This is a genomic window from Limnothrix sp. HT2024 (genome assembly GCF_059138625.1).
In genome coordinates, this window is record NZ_CM181121.1 from 1,714,480 (window position 1) to 1,732,482 (window position 18,003).

13 protein-coding genes are annotated in these 18,003 nt (G+C 53.0%); 4 read left to right on the forward strand and 9 right to left on the reverse strand.

Going from position 1 to position 18,003, the window contains the following annotated elements; all coding sequences use genetic code 11:
• Positions 1-8: 8 nt before the first annotated feature.
• The 4 genes from AC2IAX_RS06915 to psb32 all read right to left on the reverse strand — a co-directional run bounded on the left by AC2IAX_RS06915 (position 9) and on the right by psb32 (position 4,614).
• Positions 9-1,013, reverse strand: a complete 1,005-nt coding sequence (locus tag AC2IAX_RS06915; RefSeq protein ID WP_494389908.1) for an acetyl-CoA carboxylase carboxyltransferase subunit alpha — start codon at positions 1,011-1,013, stop codon at positions 9-11.
• Positions 1,014-1,110: 97 nt separating this feature from the next.
• Positions 1,111-2,142, reverse strand: a complete 1,032-nt coding sequence (locus tag AC2IAX_RS06920) for a long-chain acyl-[acyl-carrier-protein] reductase (RefSeq protein WP_494389909.1) — start codon at positions 2,140-2,142, stop codon at positions 1,111-1,113.
• A gap of 386 nt (positions 2,143-2,528) precedes the next feature.
• A complete protein-coding gene (locus tag AC2IAX_RS06925) occupies positions 2,529-3,230 on the reverse strand; it encodes an aldehyde oxygenase (deformylating) (RefSeq protein WP_494389910.1) in 702 nt (233 codons plus the stop codon).
• A 655-nt stretch (positions 3,231-3,885) separates the two neighbouring features.
• Entirely contained in the window at positions 3,886-4,614 is a 729-nt protein-coding gene (psb32, locus tag AC2IAX_RS06930; protein ID WP_494389911.1) for a photosystem II repair protein Psb32, read from the reverse strand.
• A 487-nt stretch (positions 4,615-5,101) separates the two neighbouring features.
• Between psb32 and AC2IAX_RS06935 the strand changes: the two genes are divergently transcribed.
• The 3 genes from AC2IAX_RS06935 (at position 5,102) to AC2IAX_RS06945 (ending at position 12,911) form a co-directional block, all read left to right on the forward strand.
• On the forward strand, positions 5,102-5,839 hold the full coding sequence (locus AC2IAX_RS06935; RefSeq protein WP_494389912.1) for a DUF554 domain-containing protein: 738 nt from the start codon (positions 5,102-5,104) through the stop codon (positions 5,837-5,839).
• A gap of 763 nt (positions 5,840-6,602) precedes the next feature.
• A complete protein-coding gene (locus AC2IAX_RS06940; protein WP_494389913.1) occupies positions 6,603-10,334 on the forward strand; it encodes a GAF domain-containing protein in 3,732 nt (1,243 codons plus the stop codon).
• Positions 10,335-10,946: 612 nt separating this feature from the next.
• The gene (locus AC2IAX_RS06945; RefSeq protein ID WP_494389914.1) at positions 10,947-12,911 is read left to right on the forward strand and encodes a GAF domain-containing sensor histidine kinase; all 1,965 of its coding nucleotides are present in this window, start codon (positions 10,947-10,949) and stop codon (positions 12,909-12,911) included.
• Positions 12,912-12,998: 87 nt separating this feature from the next.
• Here AC2IAX_RS06945 and AC2IAX_RS06950 read toward each other — a convergent pair whose 3' ends face one another.
• From AC2IAX_RS06950 to AC2IAX_RS06970, 5 genes are all read right to left on the reverse strand, one after another.
• Positions 12,999-13,454, reverse strand: coding sequence for a transposase family protein (locus AC2IAX_RS06950; RefSeq protein WP_494389915.1), 456 nt, complete (start codon positions 13,452-13,454; stop codon positions 12,999-13,001).
• Positions 13,414-13,827: a transposase family protein gene (locus tag AC2IAX_RS06955; RefSeq protein ID WP_494387685.1), complete on the reverse strand. Its 414-nt coding sequence runs from the start codon at positions 13,825-13,827 to the stop codon at positions 13,414-13,416. The genes AC2IAX_RS06950 and AC2IAX_RS06955 overlap by 41 nt, the downstream gene beginning before the upstream one ends.
• A 175-nt stretch (positions 13,828-14,002) precedes the next feature.
• The gene (locus AC2IAX_RS06960; RefSeq protein WP_494389916.1) at positions 14,003-14,896 is read right to left on the reverse strand and encodes a formylglycine-generating enzyme family protein; all 894 of its coding nucleotides are present in this window, start codon (positions 14,894-14,896) and stop codon (positions 14,003-14,005) included.
• A 151-nt stretch (positions 14,897-15,047) separates the two neighbouring features.
• The gene (locus AC2IAX_RS06965; protein WP_494389917.1) at positions 15,048-16,130 is read right to left on the reverse strand and encodes a formylglycine-generating enzyme family protein; all 1,083 of its coding nucleotides are present in this window, start codon (positions 16,128-16,130) and stop codon (positions 15,048-15,050) included.
• Between the two features lie 108 nt (positions 16,131-16,238).
• Entirely contained in the window at positions 16,239-16,961 is a 723-nt protein-coding gene (locus AC2IAX_RS06970; RefSeq protein WP_494390309.1) for an IS1 family transposase, read from the reverse strand.
• 111 nt (positions 16,962-17,072) lie between these two features.
• On the opposite strand from AC2IAX_RS06970, the gene AC2IAX_RS06975 reads away from it, so the two are divergent.
• A protein-coding gene (locus AC2IAX_RS06975; protein WP_494389918.1) for an IS630 family transposase occupies positions 17,073-17,973 on the forward strand; the annotation gives its coding sequence in 2 pieces (ribosomal slippage) (positions 17,073-17,413 and positions 17,412-17,973; 903 coding nt in all).
• Positions 17,974-18,003 lie beyond the last annotated feature (30 nt).

Here is an 18,003-nt window from a genome sequence, read left to right on the forward strand (position 1 = left end):
GGCAACGGCTACGAAGCGGAGGTCGCCAGCGATTCGATCGGCCCTTCGGTGAATTGACCAATCTTGCGGAATTTCTGATAGCGGCGATCGCGCCGGGCCTGGGGCGAGAGGCTCAGGAGTTGTTCCAGGGCCCGCACGATCCCCTGCTTCAGGGTTTCGGCCGTTTCCAGCGGGTTGGAGTGGGCCCCGCCCAGGGGTTCTGCCAAAATTTCATCCAAGATCCCCAAATCCTTTAGATCACGCGCCGTAATCTTCAAGGCTTCGGCGGCTTGGGCTGCTTTGCCCGCATCTCGCCACAAAATTGAGGCGCAAGCTTCCGGCGAAGCCACGGTGTAGACCGAGTGCTCAAACATCATCAGCCAGTCGCCAACGCCAATTCCCAGGGCCCCGCCGGAGCCGCCTTCGCCAATGATGGTGCAAAGAATGGGCACATTGAGCCGGAACATTTCCCGCAGGTTATAGGCGATCGCCTCGCCTTGGCCGAGCCGCTCGGCATCGACCCCCGCCCAAGCACCGGGCGTGTCAATAAAGGTAATAATCGGCATTCCGAATCGATCGGCATGTTCCATCAGGCGCATGGCCTTGCGATAGCCGCCGGGGGTTGCCATGCCAAAATTCCGAGCCACATTGTCTTTGGTATCGCGGCCTTTTTGGTGGCCCAAAATCACCACGGGCATTCCGTCCAAACTGGCCACACCGCCCACGATCGCCGGGTCATCTCCCCCACGCCGATCGCCATGCAGCTCCAGCCAATCATCGGTCATGGCGTTGATGTAGTCCAAGGTGCTGGGGCGGCGGGGATGGCGAGCCACTTGCAACCGCTGCACCGCCGACAAACCGCCGTAGACCTCCTGGCGCAACTGGTGCGATCGCTCCTCCAACTGCTGGATTTGATCGCTCACATCCACCCCGTTCTCCTCCGCGAGGCGACGGATCCGCTCAATGCGCTCTTGCAGATCCACGAGCGGTTTTTCAAAGTCCAGATACAGGGGTTTTCGATTTGCAGTAGCCATAGGTCAAACACAGGCGCGATCGCGCAACGGTCGTGGTTGCCAACTTCAGTAGGGGCCTCGGTGGGCAACGGGGCCCCAAAGCTGGCGCATGGGGTCTTTAGCCGACAGGATCGAGCAACAAGGGTTTGAAACCGTGCTTAATCGAAGCTTCTCCGATTTGCAGCATCTTCTCAATGGTGATTTGGTTGCGGTTCCACGAAAAGTTCGTGTACCACTTCTCAAATTCCAACAGCATCGATTCTCCAAAGCAGGCAAAGATATGGCGCTTTGGATTCACCATCCCGATCGCCCGCATGATTCGCGAGTCAATGTCCAGGGTGTGCTCCACAATACCACCGCTCAACACATGCACACCCGGCGCTTGGATTTTGGTGCCCATGTTTTTTGGATAGCCACCATCGATGATCAGGCAAGGTTTTTTCAGCATCGCCGGATCAATTTCCACGCCCTTGGGCATACTGGCCACCCAAACGATAATGTCCGCCAGGGGCAAAGATTCTTCCAAGGACAGGATTTTGCCGCGTCCCAGATCATCCCGCAGGGCTTGCAGGCGATCTTCCTGGCGTGCAATTAACAGCAAATCTTGGATATTTGTGCGGGCATTGAGCCACTGACAAACGGCGCTGCCGATATCGCCTGTGGCTCCGCAAACGGCCACGGTCGCTCGGGACAGTTCCAGGTTCAACCGCTTGGCCATCTCTTCCACTTGGCGGCAGATGATGTAAGCCGTGTGGGTGTTGCCGGTGGTGAAGCGAGCAAAATCTAGCTCCACATTTCGCACCAAACGGGTTTGAGACAAATTGAAATTTTCAAACACGATCGAGGAAAAGCCCCCCAGCGCCGTCACCGACAGCCCCAGTTTTTGAGCATGGGCCATTGCGTTCAGCACCTTGCGCACAGCGGTTTTCCCGCGATTGCTGGTGAGCATTTCCGGCAAAAATCCCGAGTCAATATACTGACCTTCGATTTCTTGTCCAGTGGCGCTCTTCACCCGCACGGTATCGACCGCTTGGGGCGGCGCACTGCACCAAAACTCCAAATCCCGATCGGCACATTCGGGAAGACCCAACTCGCGCGCGATTTCGTGCGTTCTTTCTAAGCTGGGGGAGTGACCGATAAGACCAAACATCTCTTTGCTAAACGGGTTGAAGGGGGATAAGGAAACGAAGGGAACGAACAGGGAAGCGCAGGAATCCAACCCACTGCACCAACCCATCACAGAGCCATCAAAGCAGCGGTTTGGGCCAGAATCAGCCGCTTTGGCTACTGATTTTGACCGTCCACGCGTCCTGCCCTCTGACAAGCCCTGCTAAGGATCGGCCTGTGGGCTGGGGTGACTGCGTTCAAGAACATGACCCCGATCGCCAAATCATCACGATCGAGGTCGGAGACTGCACAGCAACAGTCTTGGAAAATCATGGCCCCACGATGGGCGCAAATCCACGGCGGTCAGGCGGTGGGAGTTGGGCTGGGGGCCCCAGTGCAAACTGGAACCCCACAAGCCTGCCCTCCGCCTTAGGCGGCAGCGGCTGCCAAACCGGCCGTCAGCATCCGCAGGGTTTCACGGGTGGTGAAACCGATGTTTTGCAGCGCTTCTTGATAGGCGATCGTGAAGTCTTCCATCAAGGCTTCCTTCTCCATACCCAGCACCAGTGCGTCAGCGGCCACTTCGTCCAACATACGCCAGACGATCGCCAGGTTTTCGCGATTGGCACGCTCTAGCTCAGCCTTAGCGCTTTCAAAGTTCGCCTTAAGCCATTGCTCGCCAAAGTTCAGGTGCAGATATTCATCCTTGACCACGTTTTCCGTGATTTTGCGAGCAAAATCATCGGCGTGGGGGATGTAGACGTTGTAAGCCGAGATCGCAAAGGCTTCAATGATCAGCGCTTGGATCAGCAGGCAGGTGACAATGTTGCCGCCGGCCGCAGCCTGTTGGAAGTTGCCGTGCAAATCCGAAAAGAACTTCTTGGCGAAGTCCATGTCGGGAGTCACGTTCAGGTTTTTGCCGCAGGCGGTGAAGCCTTTTTTGTGGCGGGCCTCCATCTTGGCCAGGTCAGCCAATTCTTCGGCATGGGTGGGCATCAGCTCGGCTAGACGCACGTAGTTGCTGGCAGCTTCGTCTTCGCCTTCAATCACGATCGCATTGATGCGGCTGTAGGCATCTTTGTAGGTTTCACTTTGGTAGTCGATCGCAGCGGGTGCCTCGAGTTGCGGCATAGGTAGTTTTTCTCCTCGTGGGTAACGGTCGGAAAACGTTGACTGAGATCGGGTTGCTCATCACTGGAGGGCTGCACTGAGAGCTGCAACACCTACGCGCGGCTGCTTTCCGGCGCTGTCCCGAACAAATATTTGAAATTCTATCACCCTAGCCATAGGTTCCCAGGGGGGGAGAGCAGTCAGGATGGGGGGTAATCAGCGATTGAATTTGGCAAGCATCTGGCCCAGGGTAGGAGCCGATCGAGCCGGTCTGTGCTGATTCGGGCTGATGGCGGGCTATGGATCCGTGCCCCTTGAATTGGTCAGGAAGCGTCCTAGAACTGAGCCTAAAGATGAGCAGAACTAACCGGAAGGAATTACTACTATCAAGAGTGTTAATGATTTTATTAATTGTGCCCGTAATTGCGCCTGAATTTCAGCGAAATTGGTCTTGATTCAGGGAAGGGCCAGAAATCTTTGCCCCTCCCATTAGACCGCCCCAGGCCAGCCCCCGCAACGCGAGAGGACTTGAAAGACGACCATAGCCAAGGTTATGGCTTTCGCCCTCGCCCCAAAGACTCTGGCAACTGGGAAGCACTCAGCCAACCTCAGGTCTAGGTCTGAAGACATCTCCGCCAGCCCAGGCCCCAAAATATTGGCCTCAGCGCAATCGACCTCAGCGCACGTAGGCGAAGTAGGTGACCATGGGGATCACGGTGGCCAAAATCAACAGCACCACCACCAGGATGGTGGAACCATTGCGATCGGTCTCTTCAGCCTTTTTGAAGGTGCTTTCTACGGAAATTTTGCTGACGACAACCGGCGGGCCGGGATCCGGTTCGCCAGCCAAAACCGTCGCCAGCCGATCCTTGGCCTCGATGAACGCTTCGTTGTAGTTGCCATCGCGGATTGGCACCAGCAGGGTTTCTTGGGCCACGCTGGTGGCAATGTCGGCGGTGAGGGTTGCTTGGGCGTTGCTGCCCACCTTGATCGCCGCATCGTTGGTGACCGCATCAAACGCCATCAACACCTGGTTGGCTTGATCTTCAGCTTCCGGAAACCAGGTTTCAAATAATTCTTGGGCAAAGCTATCGATCGTTTCGCCATAGTCCAAGCGGCGGAACGTCACAAACCGAACCTCTGACCCCGTGGACTGAGCCACGTCGCGCAGGGACTTTTCAAGACTGCCTTTGGTGAGGCGGCTGAACAAATCGGCGCGATCGAGCACCCAAGTTTGCGGGTCAAAAGGCGGCATGTCATACACCCCCGTCGCGGCGGCGGGCGCGCTGGCACTCAACCAAAGGCCAACGGCGGCCACCAACGCCAGGGTCAGGGCCCACAAACGGCGGCCCAAGGGATGCTGTGAGCGGCGGGGTGGGGCATTGAAGGAGCTGAGTGGGGTCATGGATGATCAGAATTTATGACAAGAATTGGCAGCGCTGATAGTTGGCTCCCTGGCCCATTTTAAAAGCCGGTGTTTCCACTGGCGCGGCCAAATTGCTCGCAAACTAATCCAGGGACTAGGGGCTGTGGTCAAATTGCCTGAAACCCTGATTCCACCTTTAGACGATCGTGAGGGACAAGGAGATTGAGCATCTTGTCACAACGACTGGGACATGGAAAATCAATCGTTTCCGCCTGATTCTAGGAAATGACGACCGGCCCTAGGGGGTGTCGTCATTTTTCGAGGTGACGCTAGAACGGCTGATCTTCTGTGTCCTAACCGTCGTAACAAGGGGCTTAAGCCCCTTGTCCCTCGCGATCCGCTAACGGCAGATCTAGGGTTTCGGGTTAAACGACGACCGGCCCTAACCCCCAATCGGTTTTTTCGATCGCTGCGTTCGTGCCTCCGTTTTCTCAACCTGCCCGATTAACCTTTCCCGAGTTGCCCCATGGCCCCCTTTAATCCCCTTAGCGGAACGATCATTAACATTGCCACCATCTTGGCTGGCAGCGGCCTGGGTTTGCTGTTGCGCAACTACTGGTCTGCCAACATGCTGCAAATCGTCACCCAAGGCGTGGCGCTGATTGTGATTTTGGTGGGGTTGCAAATGGCCCAAAGCCTGAGTCGGCTTCAGGGCATTGCGATCGATGGGATTGTGTTGGGGCTGGTGGCGCTGGTGGTGGGCGGCCTGGTGGGAGAAGCCCTGGCGATCGAGCGCCGCTTGCAACAGTGGGGCGACTGGCTCAAGAGCAAAGTCAAGGGCGATGGTCAATTCACCGAAGGCTTTGTGGCGGCTAGTTTGTTGTTCTGCGTGGGGCCCATGGCCCTGGTGGGCTGCCTGAACAACGGTCTCACGGGCGACGATCGAATCTTAATTCTCAAGGCCACCATGGACGGCCTGGCAGCGATCGCCCTGGCCGGTAGCTCCGGGTTGGGGGTGGCCTTTTCGGTGTTGCCCCTGGGGATCTATCAAGGGGCCTTGTCCCTGGCGGCGGGCTTGCTGAGCCAATTTGTGCCCAACCCAGCCACCGATCCCCAGGTATTGGCCCTCACTGGTGTGGGCGGCTTGGCCATTGTGGCGATCGGGTTGAACCTATTGGCAGTAACTCAAATTCGGGTCGGTTCGTTTTTGCCAGCCCTGGCGATCGCGCCGGCTATGTATGCCCTGCTCCGGGCGATCGGCTAACTGACCTGAAAACCGTCGTAGCAGGGGCTGGGAAATGCTTTTCAATCATGCTTCCAAAACGAGCCTTCCAGGGCTGGGCCATTTTGGTTGCATCAGCGATTCCCGAGAGGTATCAATACTCACCGTCAGCGGCAGCCAGAGCCAGGAATAGAAATCAGATGGCCTATAATTTCAGCTTTTTTCAAGTATTTCAACTTTTTTTAAGTTCTAATTGTTTTAAACAGGCGTTTTTGAAAATTTATAACATCTTCATCACGGTAGACAATGCCTTTTAGCCCTGTTAGCCTAGAAATCAGGGATTATTAAAAATATGGGAACTGAGTGATTCGTTTCACTCATTAAGTTTTTTGTGATTAGGACTTTCAAAACCCTGATCATGGGAATTGATCAAGAAAAATTTGGAAGCATCGGCCTTTCAGTCGCGATCAGACTCTTCAAAATTAAGTTTTTAACAAAAATTCAAGAAAACTGCGCTTGTGTAAATTAATACCTAATTAAACCCTAGTTCTCTCTGGTTCTCGGATCATCACTCATCAAAATTCATCTATCCTAGAAATAAGGAGAACAGACTTTGGGGATAGTAAATGGCGAATTAAGACTAATTTTGAACAATTTTCACTCTTTTTTCAATTTTTCCACGTCTTTTGGAATTTCACCATGCTCGCCTGATTCGGTTGGGGTGAGAAAGTTTTGCTCTGTGTAGCTTTCGCAGACCTCAGCGCAATCAACTCGCTCTCTTTAAATTACCGCGCTATCTTGATCCATGAGCCAACTACGCCTCAATACCGCTGTCATTCCGCCGATGCAATCACCGACAAAAGTTTTATTAATTGGGGCCTCCAAGAGCGAAGTAAAAGTTTATACTAGTTATTTGCAAGCGATCTTGCAGAGTGATTTTCATCGGCAATATGAAATTCTGGTTCCGCCAAGTCGCGAGCAGGGTGTTGAGTGGTGGCGATCGCACCGGCCCGATGTGGTGCTGTTAGATTTGATCGATCGCACGGGCATTCACGTGCTTGAAAGTCTCCATGAGGGCATCAAACGTCAATTGCCACTGCCGGTAATTGTGTTGATTCAAGCCCACCAAGAATCCTTGGCGGAACAGGCCCTGAAACTGGGGGCCATGGATTATTTAGTTAAAGAGCATCTAACCGGCTTAGCCCTTCGCAAAACAGTGGCCGCTGTGCTCTTGCATCACAACTTGGCCAAACAGGTAATCGAGCAAAAAATCGAGCTAGAACCCAAACCAGAGACTGAACTCTCTCAACTATCTCCGTTCTCTACATTATCTGCTAATCAGCATTCCCATCCATCCCTGGATGTTAGTGATCGACAACACCTGAACACAATTTTGAAGCAGCAATTGGCCGCTATTGAATGCGCCAAAGATGGGATCGCCATTCTCAAGGAAGATACTTACGTTTACCTCAATCAATCCCATTTGGACATGTTTGGGTATGACAGCCCAGAACAGCTCCTGGGAAAGTCTTGGCGCAGTCTCTACGGCGAGGCAGAATTAGACCGCTTTAAACGGGAAGTTTTTCCAATTTTGATCCGCGATCGGGCTTGGCAAGGGGAAGCCATTGCCCAACGGCCAGATGGGAGTAGTTTTGATGAGGGGTTATCCCTCACCGTCACAGACGATGGATTGTTAATTTGCGTTTGTCGTGATATCAGCGCCCAAAAACAGGCTGAGCGCGAGTGCCATGCATCCCAACAACTCCTGCAAGGGATTTTGGATACGGTTCCGATCGCTGTTTTCTGGAAAGATCAGCACCTGAAATATCAAGGCATTAATAACTACAGCGCCACAACCATTGGCTTAAGTTCTGCCGAGGAATTAGTTGGGGTTGGAGATGATCAACTGCCTTGGGATTTGGAAACCTTGGCACAGATTCAAGAAGAAGATCGACAAGTTTTGAGATCGGGGGAAGCGACCCTCCGCTGCGAACGGGAATATGGCTTGGTGGATGGCTCGACGATTTGGTTAGAAACCAACAAAATTCCACTCAAAGATGCTCACGGCCAAGTTTTAGGTATCTTAGGAACCGCCCAGGAAATTACAAGGCGGAAGCAGGCCGAGGCTACCTTAAAAAAACAAGCCGAAAGTGAGCATTTGGCGCTCATGATTGCTGAACGAATTCGGCAATCTTTGGATTTACAAACCATTTTTGATGTGGCTTGTAATGAAATTCGAGCCGTGCTGCAATCCGATCGAGTTGGAATTTTTCAATTTTATCCCCAAGCAGACTACGACGACGGTTGTTTTGTGGCGGAGTCGGTGATTGCGCCCTATTCTTCTGCCCTCAGTCTTCGCATTCATGATCACTGTTTTGGGGATAATTATTCCCAGCTTTATGCCAATGGTCGCTACTTTGTGGTGGATGACATTTACAGCAATGGTCTCACCAAATGCCACAGCGATATTTTGGCCCAGTTTGAGGTGCGGGCTAATTTGGTGATGCCGCTGCTTTGTGGTTCGGAGCTGTGGGGATTGCTGTGCATTCATCAGTGCGATCGCCCGCGTCATTGGTTGCCGGATGAGGTGGAATTAGCCCATCGGCTTTCAAATCAATTGGCGATCGCCATTCAACAGTCCAGTCTCTATCACCAAGTGCAGCAGGAACTGGAGGTGCGCCAACAGGCCGAATTACGCATCAGCCGCCAGTTACAGGAACAAACTGTTCTGGCACAAATTACCGAACGCATTCGGCAATCTTTAAACCTCAATCATATTTTGCACACCGTCACCCAACAGGTGCAGGCGGTGATGCAGTGCGATCGGGTGATTGTGTTTCAACTATTTGATGATGGCCGCAGCGCGATCGTTGAAGAAACCGTCCTTGAAGGATTAGTTCACCTCAAGGATCGCCATTGGGAAGATGAAGTTTGGTCTTCGGAAATCTTGGAGTGGTACTGGCAAGGCAAGTCCCGAATTGTAGCCGATGTGATGGACGATCGCTGGACCGATTGCCTACGAGAATATTCTCAAGAAGGTCAGATCCAATCCAAAATTGTGGCTCCGATTTTGCAGGAAGCCTTTGCCCACGAAGATCACCGTTGGGTTGCTCCCACTGTGCCCAATAAACTCTGGGGCGTTTTGGTGGTTCATGCCTGCCATCAAAAGCGGGTTTGGCAAGAATCTGAGGCTCAGTTACTGCAACAAATTGCCAACCAATTGGCGATCGCAATTCAGCAAGCCACCTTGGTCGATCGACTGCAACAGGAACTGACCCAGCGGCAAGCCGCCCAAGCGCAACTCACCGAGCGCAACCAACAGCTTGCCCTCAACAACGAAGAGCTAGCTCGAGCCACCCGCCTCAAGGATGAATTCTTGGCCAACATGAGCCATGAATTACGAACCCCGCTCAACGCCATTTTGGGCATTGTGGAAGGGCTGCAAGAGAATGTGTTTGGCTCCGTTTCCGAGCAACAAATCAAAGTGCTGCAAATCATTGAACGCAGCGGCAATCATTTGCTGTCCCTGATTAACGACATTTTGGATTTGGCTAAAATTGAAGCCGGGCGAGTGGAATTGGCCTACAACGATGTGGAAATTCACCCCCTTTGCGAGTCCAGTTTGGCCTTTGTGAAACAACAGGCCTTGGAAAAACGAATTCGCCTGAGCACCAAATTACCCCGAGACTTTCCGCCCATCCGCATTGATGAGCGACGGGTGCGACAGGTGTTGATCAATCTGTTAAATAATGCGGTGAAGTTCACCTCCGAAGGCGGCTCAATCTTGCTGGAGGTGGGCTATTCCAACCTAGAAGGCGCGATCGCCCAGCCCGACCCCGACAGCCAAACCCTCTACGAAGCCCTGCGATTCAGCGTCACCGACACCGGCATCGGCATCAGCGAAGAAAACCTGAAACGGCTCTTTCAGCCCTTCATTCAGGTGGATAGTGCCTTGAACCGGCAATACGAGGGAACCGGCTTGGGCCTGGCCCTGGTCAAACGAATTGTGAATCTCCATGGGGGCATGGTGAACGTCACCAGCACCCTGGGCCAGGGCAGTTGTTTTTCCTTTACGTTGCCCCTCACGCAGGCCGTGTCAGCGTCAGCGGTGAGCGGCCAAGGGGCTGAGGTAACAGAAACCACTTCGCTGCTGGAGGGGCCCGAATCCGCGCCCCTGATTTTGCTGGTGGAAGACAATGAAGCGAACATTGTCACCGTGTCGTCTTACTTGGATACGAAGGGCTATCGACTGTTGGTGGCTCGGGACGGGGCGGCCGCCGTGACCCTGGCCACCCTGGAGCACCCTGACCTGATTGTGATGGATATCCAAATGCCTGGGGTTGATGGCATTGAAGCGATGCGGCAAATTCGCAAGGATGAGGGACTGGCAAATGTGCCAATTATTGCCCTCACGGCCCTGACCATGCCGGGCGATCAGGAGCGTTGTCTGCAAGCGGGGGCCAACGATTACCTCAGCAAGCCCATGCGCCTGAAGCACCTGATGGAATTAATCCAAAAATGGCTGCTCAACCGCTAGGGTTCGCACTGATCAGGTCGGCGATCGTGCGCCAGCTAGGCCGCATTGGGTAGCCTTCGTAACCAATTTTTCACGAATATTCCCTATTTTTAAGAATTTTTTGCCTTTGAGAGCTTATTCCCGAGTTTTTCGCCTTTAGCCGCTACCGTAAGCCCTCATCAGGGCAGTCCGTACCCTTTGTTTGCAAACCACATGATTTGCGAACGATCGCCATTAGACCTCTTGCACCAATCAAGACCCGCACCCAAACCTCTCTCCCCAATCAGCAAAGGGACTAGATCACCAAAAACGGGATCGCTCTGACTCACCATGTCTCAATCCTCTTCGTCCCCCCTTGAGCAGAAGGGGTTGGGGGATGAGGGCGGATTCGCGCAAGAGTTCTACTGCAACCGAAACCGCTGCCGCATGGGAGGATGCCTGCGCAGCATCCGATGCCGCCTACCAACGCCTAAAAGTCTTGGGACAATTAAAGTCTTGGGACAATTTCAGGATGCTTGAGGTTGCTAACGAGTTTCCTAGGCATTTTTGTCAGTGGCGTTTTCGTGAATGGCGTTTTCGTGAATACAGATTTTCATTAGCACTCTGATCGAAACTCCACCGCATTTAATCCCTATGAGCTTTGCTAATCCTGCTATCCACTCTCCGTTGACGGCTCCCGATCGCGCGACCTACTCTTGCTTGAGCGATCGCAATTCACAAATGGTGATCACAGCCTTAAGCCAGTGGGCCTTGCTGGAAAATCAGCTCGATCGCCTGTTTGAGCGGGCTGTGCAAGCGGTGACAGAGGTGCTGAAAATTTCCTACAGCAGCATTTGGCGCGTGTTGTCCGATCGCCAGTCCCTGCGGCGTGTGGCCACCATTCCCGCCGCCGCCAACGAACCCATGGAAGTCAGCGTGGCGAATGTGCCCTTGGTGCAATCGCTCTTCAGCGTGGAATCGCAATTGCTGGCGGCGAATGTGCCCTTAGGTCACGATTTACAAAACTTTCCCCTGCCCTTGCCCGCCAACAGCCAAAGCGGGTTGCTGCTGGGCGTGGTGGGTCGCGATCAACTGCTGGGGCTGCTGGAAGTTCATCACGAACAGCCCCGATCGTTCTCGGAAGATGACGTTTACTTCCTGCAAGCCGTGACCAATGTGCTGGCGGGGGCGATCGAACGGCGGCGATCGGAAGCATTGATCGACACCCAAAGCCGCGTCCTCGGTTCGATCGCTAAGGGGAGCAAGCTGCAATTCGTCTTCAATCAACTCTGTGAACTGCTGGAACAGGAACTGCCCGGAGCCTATTGCTCAATCTTGGTCTTGGATCCCGAGCAGAAATGCCTGCGAGCCGGAGCCGCCCCCAGCCTGCCCACGGAATTTGCCCAAGGGGTTGATGGGTTGATGATTGGCGAATGTGCCGGATCCTGCGGCACGGCGGCCTATCGCGGCGAGCCGGTCTTTGCCACGGACATTGCCACCAACCCCCTTTGGTCGCCCTTTCGGGACTTTGCCCTCAGCCATGGGATCCGCGCCTGTTGGTCGTCACCCTTTTTGGCGGCCAATGGCGAAGTGCTGGGAACCTTTGCCCTGTCGCACCGGTTTCCCTGCCAGCCCACGGCCTATCACCGAGAGGTGATCAACACCGCCGCCAGCTTGGCCAGCATTGCCATGGAAGCCCACCGCCGGGCCGAAGCCTTGCAAGCGGCCAATCTTTCCTTGGAACAAAAGGTGGAAGAACGCACCGCCAAACTCCAAGAAACACTCCAGCGGTTGCGCCAAACCCAAGCCCAACTCATCCAGGCGGAAAAGATGTCGAGCTTGGGGCAAATGGTGGCCGGAATTGCCCATGAAATCAATAACCCCACGGCGTTCATTGCGGGGAATTTGTACCACATGGAAACCTATTTCCAGGATTTGGTGAGCATTGTTCAGGCCTATCAAACGGAATATCCCAATCTTTCGCCGGCCATGCGCGATCGCCTGGAGGATCTGGATTTCGACTTCCTGATCGCCGATTTACCGCAAGTGCTCGGCTCGTTGCAATCCGGTTGCCAACGAATCACCAATATTGTCCTGGGACTGCGGAATTTTTCCCGCTTGGATGAGTCCAGCATGAAGGCGGTGAATTTGCATGAGGGGCTAGACAACACATTGATGATTTTGAATCACCGATTGATTGATCAGGGCGATCGCCCGGCCATTCAAGTGACTAAGGATTATGGCAATTTGCCCCCAGTCACTTGCCACGCCAATCAGCTCAATCAGGTGTTGATGAATCTGTTGAGCAATGCGATCGATGCCTTGGGCGATCGCTGGGCCCAGGAGGGAGCCGGATTTGCGCCCCAATTGCAAATCACCACGCGCCTCAGCCAGCCCGATCGGGTGCAAATTGCCATCCAGGACAACGGCTTGGGCATTCCCGAAGCGCTGCAATCGAAGATTTTTGAGCCGTTTTACACCACCAAGCCGATCGGCCAGGGCACGGGGCTGGGTTTGGCCATCAGCTACCAAATTGTGCAGGAACAGCACCAAGGATCGCTCCGTTGCCATTCAACGGCCCAGGAGGGAACCACGTTCACGATCGAAATTCCGATCTAGGCTCACGGGTTGCGGTACGGTGCAATGGGGAGCCTGTGGGAGCATGACCCAAGCATCACGCAACGGTCAATAGACCTCTTGCACGAATCAAATTGGATGTGCCGCTTGGTAGTTGAGCAACCCAGCTAACAGATGGAGCCTCAAGCCAAAACGGCGACGACGATTGCGATAGCGTTCTGAGAAGATCCGAAATCGCTTCAAGCGACGAATGGCGTGCTCAATCCGAATGCGCACCGCCGCTAACGCCTGATTGCAGGCTTTTTCCTCGTCAGGCAGGCACTTTCGAGGTGGTTTCCGTTTCGGAACGATCGTGGCTTCATGGTGACGAGCTAGCCCTTGATACCCACTATCCGCTAGACACAGCCGGTCTGGGGCTAGGCGAAACGCGCTCTCACGCCAAAGTCGCAGGTCATGGGTGCGACCTCGACCGATTGCCACCGCTAGGAATTGACCGGAGCGCCAATCAATCACCAATTGCCCTTTCAACGGATGCCGCTTTTGCTTACCGCTGTAGTAAGCTCGCTGTTTTTTTTGGGCGTTCAATGGCGACTTCGGTCACATCAATCACCACCACTGACTCGTCGGTTTCGGGGTCTAAGAGACGGCGTTTGCCGGGCAAGGCAAACCGACCACTTTTGACCAAGACGGTCTCAACACGGTTGATGATCCGACAGACGGTGGCTTCTGAGACCCCGAAATCGAGACCGATGTGGAATTGGGTGCGATACTCGCGCCAGTATTGCAGGGTTAGCAGAAGCTGATTCTCAACACTCAGACTATTTTGGCCCCCGCGTTTGCCACTCCGGTCTAGGGCGGGGCGGAGGACTTCCAGCATGGCTTGGAAGGTGGAGCGACTGAAGCCACAGGCACGGCGAAACTGTGATGGGGGCAGCGAGGCGAGGCTTTCGTAGAGCATCTCCCGATCAGGGTGACGACGACTTTCTACACTACTGCTTTATTCGTGCAAGAGGTCTAATGGATCACCACAGGGCGCATACCAATCAACCCATCAATTTTCGTTTGATTGGTATGCGCTCCATGCAGCAATTCCACGAAAAACCGTAGATACTGTGCTCCCATGCAAGCCTACATCACTCTTCAACCAAGCCCACTTCGCGAGTCCGCACAACGGCACAACAAACTCGAAAACCGACAACAGCGCTGAGGCTCTCCGGCGAAAAGTAGCTACGAACCGCAGAGCGACAATTCCCAGGGCTGTAGTACCATGAACCGCCCCGCAAAAGCCGTGCATCGCTTTCCGCGTCTACGATCCAAGCGCTGCCGTCGGTGGGCGCACCTTGATAGTGAGAGTGCCAAAGATCAGCGCACCATTCCCAGACATTGCCGTGCATATCATGCAGGCCCCAGGCATTGGGCGGAAAGTAGCCAACCGGAGTAGTCTCTTGCCGATATTCCCCTTGGGAGCCACGGTCGTAGGCATCGTTTGCATCGTAATTCGCCACTTCACTAGTGAGGGTTTCGCCAAAGTGAAAGGGCGTGGTTGTCCCAGCACGACAGGCATATTCCCACTGGGCTTCACTGGGCAAACAATAGGGGCGGCCAGTGGCTTGGGCCAGGCGGGCGCAAGCTTCGGTGGCTTCGTGCCAACTAACGTACTCTACGGGGCGCTGATCGGCACCAATCACCGTTTCTCCATCCTGAAAGTCGTTGAGACACTGTGCAGGATCGGGATTCAGCACTAAGTCAGCATTAGCGGGTGGCAGCGCACAAATCGCTCGCCATTGGGCTTGGGTGATTGGATATTTACCTAGGAAAAAATCCGGTACGGTGACGGCGTGCAGCTCTTCTCCCACATCCTCATAACGCCCTAGTTCATGAGCAGGCGATCCCATCAGAAATGTGCCACCGGGAATTTTTAGCATTTCCAGGGTGATGCCGTTACCTAAGTCTTCGACATATTGCAAGGCATTGCGCGAACGGTAGCGCAACACAAATCGCACGGCAGGGTTAGCAACACTGGACATGGCAACAAATTAAGATCTCTTGCACTTTTTGGGATGATGGAAGCTTGGAAAACGAGTCGCAATGATTCGTGGATTGCGGCTACCCAGTCGATCGTCGTCGTTGAATATGGAGATTGGTCTTACCTCCCGATCGTGCGCCCAGATACCTACATCACTCTTCAACCAAGCCCGCTTCGGGAGCCTGCGCAACGGCACAACAAACTCGAAAACCGACATAGTTAAAGCGGCTGTCCGGTGAATTTTTGACACGAACCGCAGAGCGACAATTGCTGGGATTGCTGCTCCAGGAACCGCCTCGCAAAGGCCGCGAATCTTTTGTCGAATCTGATGTCCAGGCGCTGCCATCGGTGGGCGCACCCTGATAATTGGAGTGCCAAAGATCAGCGCACCATTCCCAAACATTGCCGTGCATATCATGCAGGCCCCAGGCATTGGCTGGAAAGCTGCCAACGGCGGTAGTGCGCTGGCGAGAGGCTCCCTTGGGGCCATTGGCGTAGGTGTAGTTGCCGTCGTAGTTCGCCAGTTCGGGCGTGATTGGTTCACCAAAGCAAAAAGGTGTGGGCTTGGTGGCTCCAGCGCGGCAAGCATATTCCCACTGGGCTTCGCTGGGCAAACCATAGGGGCGGCCAGTGGCTTGGGAGAGCCGATCGCAAGCTTCGATCGCTTCGTGCCAAGTGACACATTCCACCGGGCGGTTTTCAGCCCGATCGCCCCGGTCATGTTCTGTGAACTTTGCGGGATTGGGGTTGAGGTCAATGTTGACCTTGGGCAACTCGGCGATCGCCCACCATTGAGCTTGGGTCATTGGATATCTCCCCATCAAAAACTCAGGGACTGTCACCAGATGCTGGGGGCGCTCGCTATCGCGAGATTGGGGTTCTGCTTCAGGTGATCCCATCAGAAACGTGCCGCTGGGAATCAACACCATCGCTAGGGTCAACCCATTGGGCAATTGCTCAATGAACTGCTGGGCTTTCCCTGTAGAACGCTGGATTTCCAGATCAGGCGATCGGGCAGCGGTTTCAAAGGTAAATGGCTCCAGAGGCAGGGTCTGAATCTGGGGAGGTTTTGGGCTTGATAGTTCCTCGCTCTGAGCTTGCTGTTGGGCCAATTCTGCAAATGGGATTTCCTCGGCTTCGAGATAGCCTTCCTCAAACGTAATTTCCGTGAGCGGCGGAAAACTGACAGCTTGGGTTTGCTCGGCATCATCAGTTGGCTGGGAACTGGTTGGCATGGAGGTCTAGCACTTCTGAGAGGATGTCTAAAAAGCCAAGATTGCTACTCTGTACGCTCCAGGGATCGACGTAGACAAGGGGCTGAGATACTGTGTTCGCCGAGAGTTTCAAGACAGTAATGCCAAGCGCCAATCGCGTAGCAGATCAATCGTGCCATTCACCCTAAATTTGGCAAATAATGCCATGGTCAGGTCAACCATGTGTACTGATTTAGAGACAACCTTTGTTCTTCGATGGAATCGAGCAAACCAGTGACGATTGTCTGAATTGTTTCTCTCAAGGGCTACGGTCTCCTTCTTACTAATCACATGAAAAGCCTCAGGATGATTGTCCAAGAGCTGTTGATAAGGTTTCCAATCATCGGTGCAATATACCGTCACCCGCCACTTCGATAATCGCTTCAGCAAACGACCTAAAGTTTGACTATCACGATTTCCCAATTCCCAGTCGATGAGTTGCCCAGTATTACGGTCATATGCCTTCCAGACCCATAATTTGTTTTTTGCCTGGACAAAATGCCATAATTCATCTAATTCAATCACGATTGCGGATTCTGGAACTGGCTTTTCATAATTGACTTCGCCGAAATCTCTGACCCAATTCAGGACTGATTGAGCTGAGACACCCAGTAGCTTGCCTGTTGCATTCATGGACATACCGCTGAGGTACATCAAAACAGCCTCCAATTTCATCCAGAGAGGCTTGCCCCGCTCTTTAGACAGGTTGGTAAACTGGTAGCTACAGTCTTTGCACTTAAATCGTTGACGACCTTTGACTAAACCACTCTTAATGATGTTTTGAGAATCACAATGGGGACAGTGCATTGTCATGGCCAGGCTGAAAAGCGACTCACCCCATTTTGTCATAACATTACAGCCTTTACCTAGAACGATTGGCACGGCATAATTATAAGTGTAGTTGAGTTATCGTCAGGAAAACTCATGGGTCGTTATTCTCTGGACTTGCGCCGAAAGATTGTAGAAGCCTACGAAAAGGGAGACACTTCAATTCGGAAAGTGGCAAAACAGTTTTCGATTAGTCCAGATACCGTCAGGCGGCTTCTAAACCTATATCGTTCAACTGGAAGCTTAGTACCTAAGAAGTGTGGCACGAAGCGAGTGAGCATCTTATCTCAGCATGAAGAAGCCATCTTAGAAATTGTAGAGACCAATCCTGATTTTACATTGCGAGAGTATTGCGAAGCAGTGCAAGAAAAATTGGGTGTCAGTTCTAACACAAGCATGATGGATCGATTTTTAAAGCAACATGACATCAGCCTCAAAAAAAACATACAGGAGCGAAAAAGTAATCACGGCGGAAGTACAAGCCGAGCGCGTGAGCTACTGGCAGAGAATTTTGAAAGTGGAAGCTGAAAAGCTTGTCTTCATTGACGAAAGCGGTTTTTGGGTTGGGATGAATCGCCCCATGGCCAGAGCTAAAAAAGGAATGAAGGCTTATGAAACCCAGAAGCCCTATTACGGTAAAAAGATGACAGTCATTAGTGCGATCAGGCGATCAGGAGTTGTCACAATAAAAGGATTGAAAGGCTCAATGAAAAAGGAAGATTTTCTAGAGTTTGTTAAAGTAAACTTGGCACCGCAGTTAAAAGCGGGTGATGTGGTTATCATGGACAACTTAAACTCTCATCATCGTCCAGAGGTGAAAGAAATGATAGAAGCAGTAGGAGCAACAGTAGAATATCTGTCAGTGTATTCACCAGACTTTAACCCTATAGAAATGATGTGGTCACAGTTAAAAATCTTTTTGTGGAAATTTAGAACAGAAACCATAGAAGTGTTGGAACAATTAACTAGATTAGCAGCCCGACTGGTGGATTTATAGTGCCTGAAAAACTGGTTTACCAAATGTTGC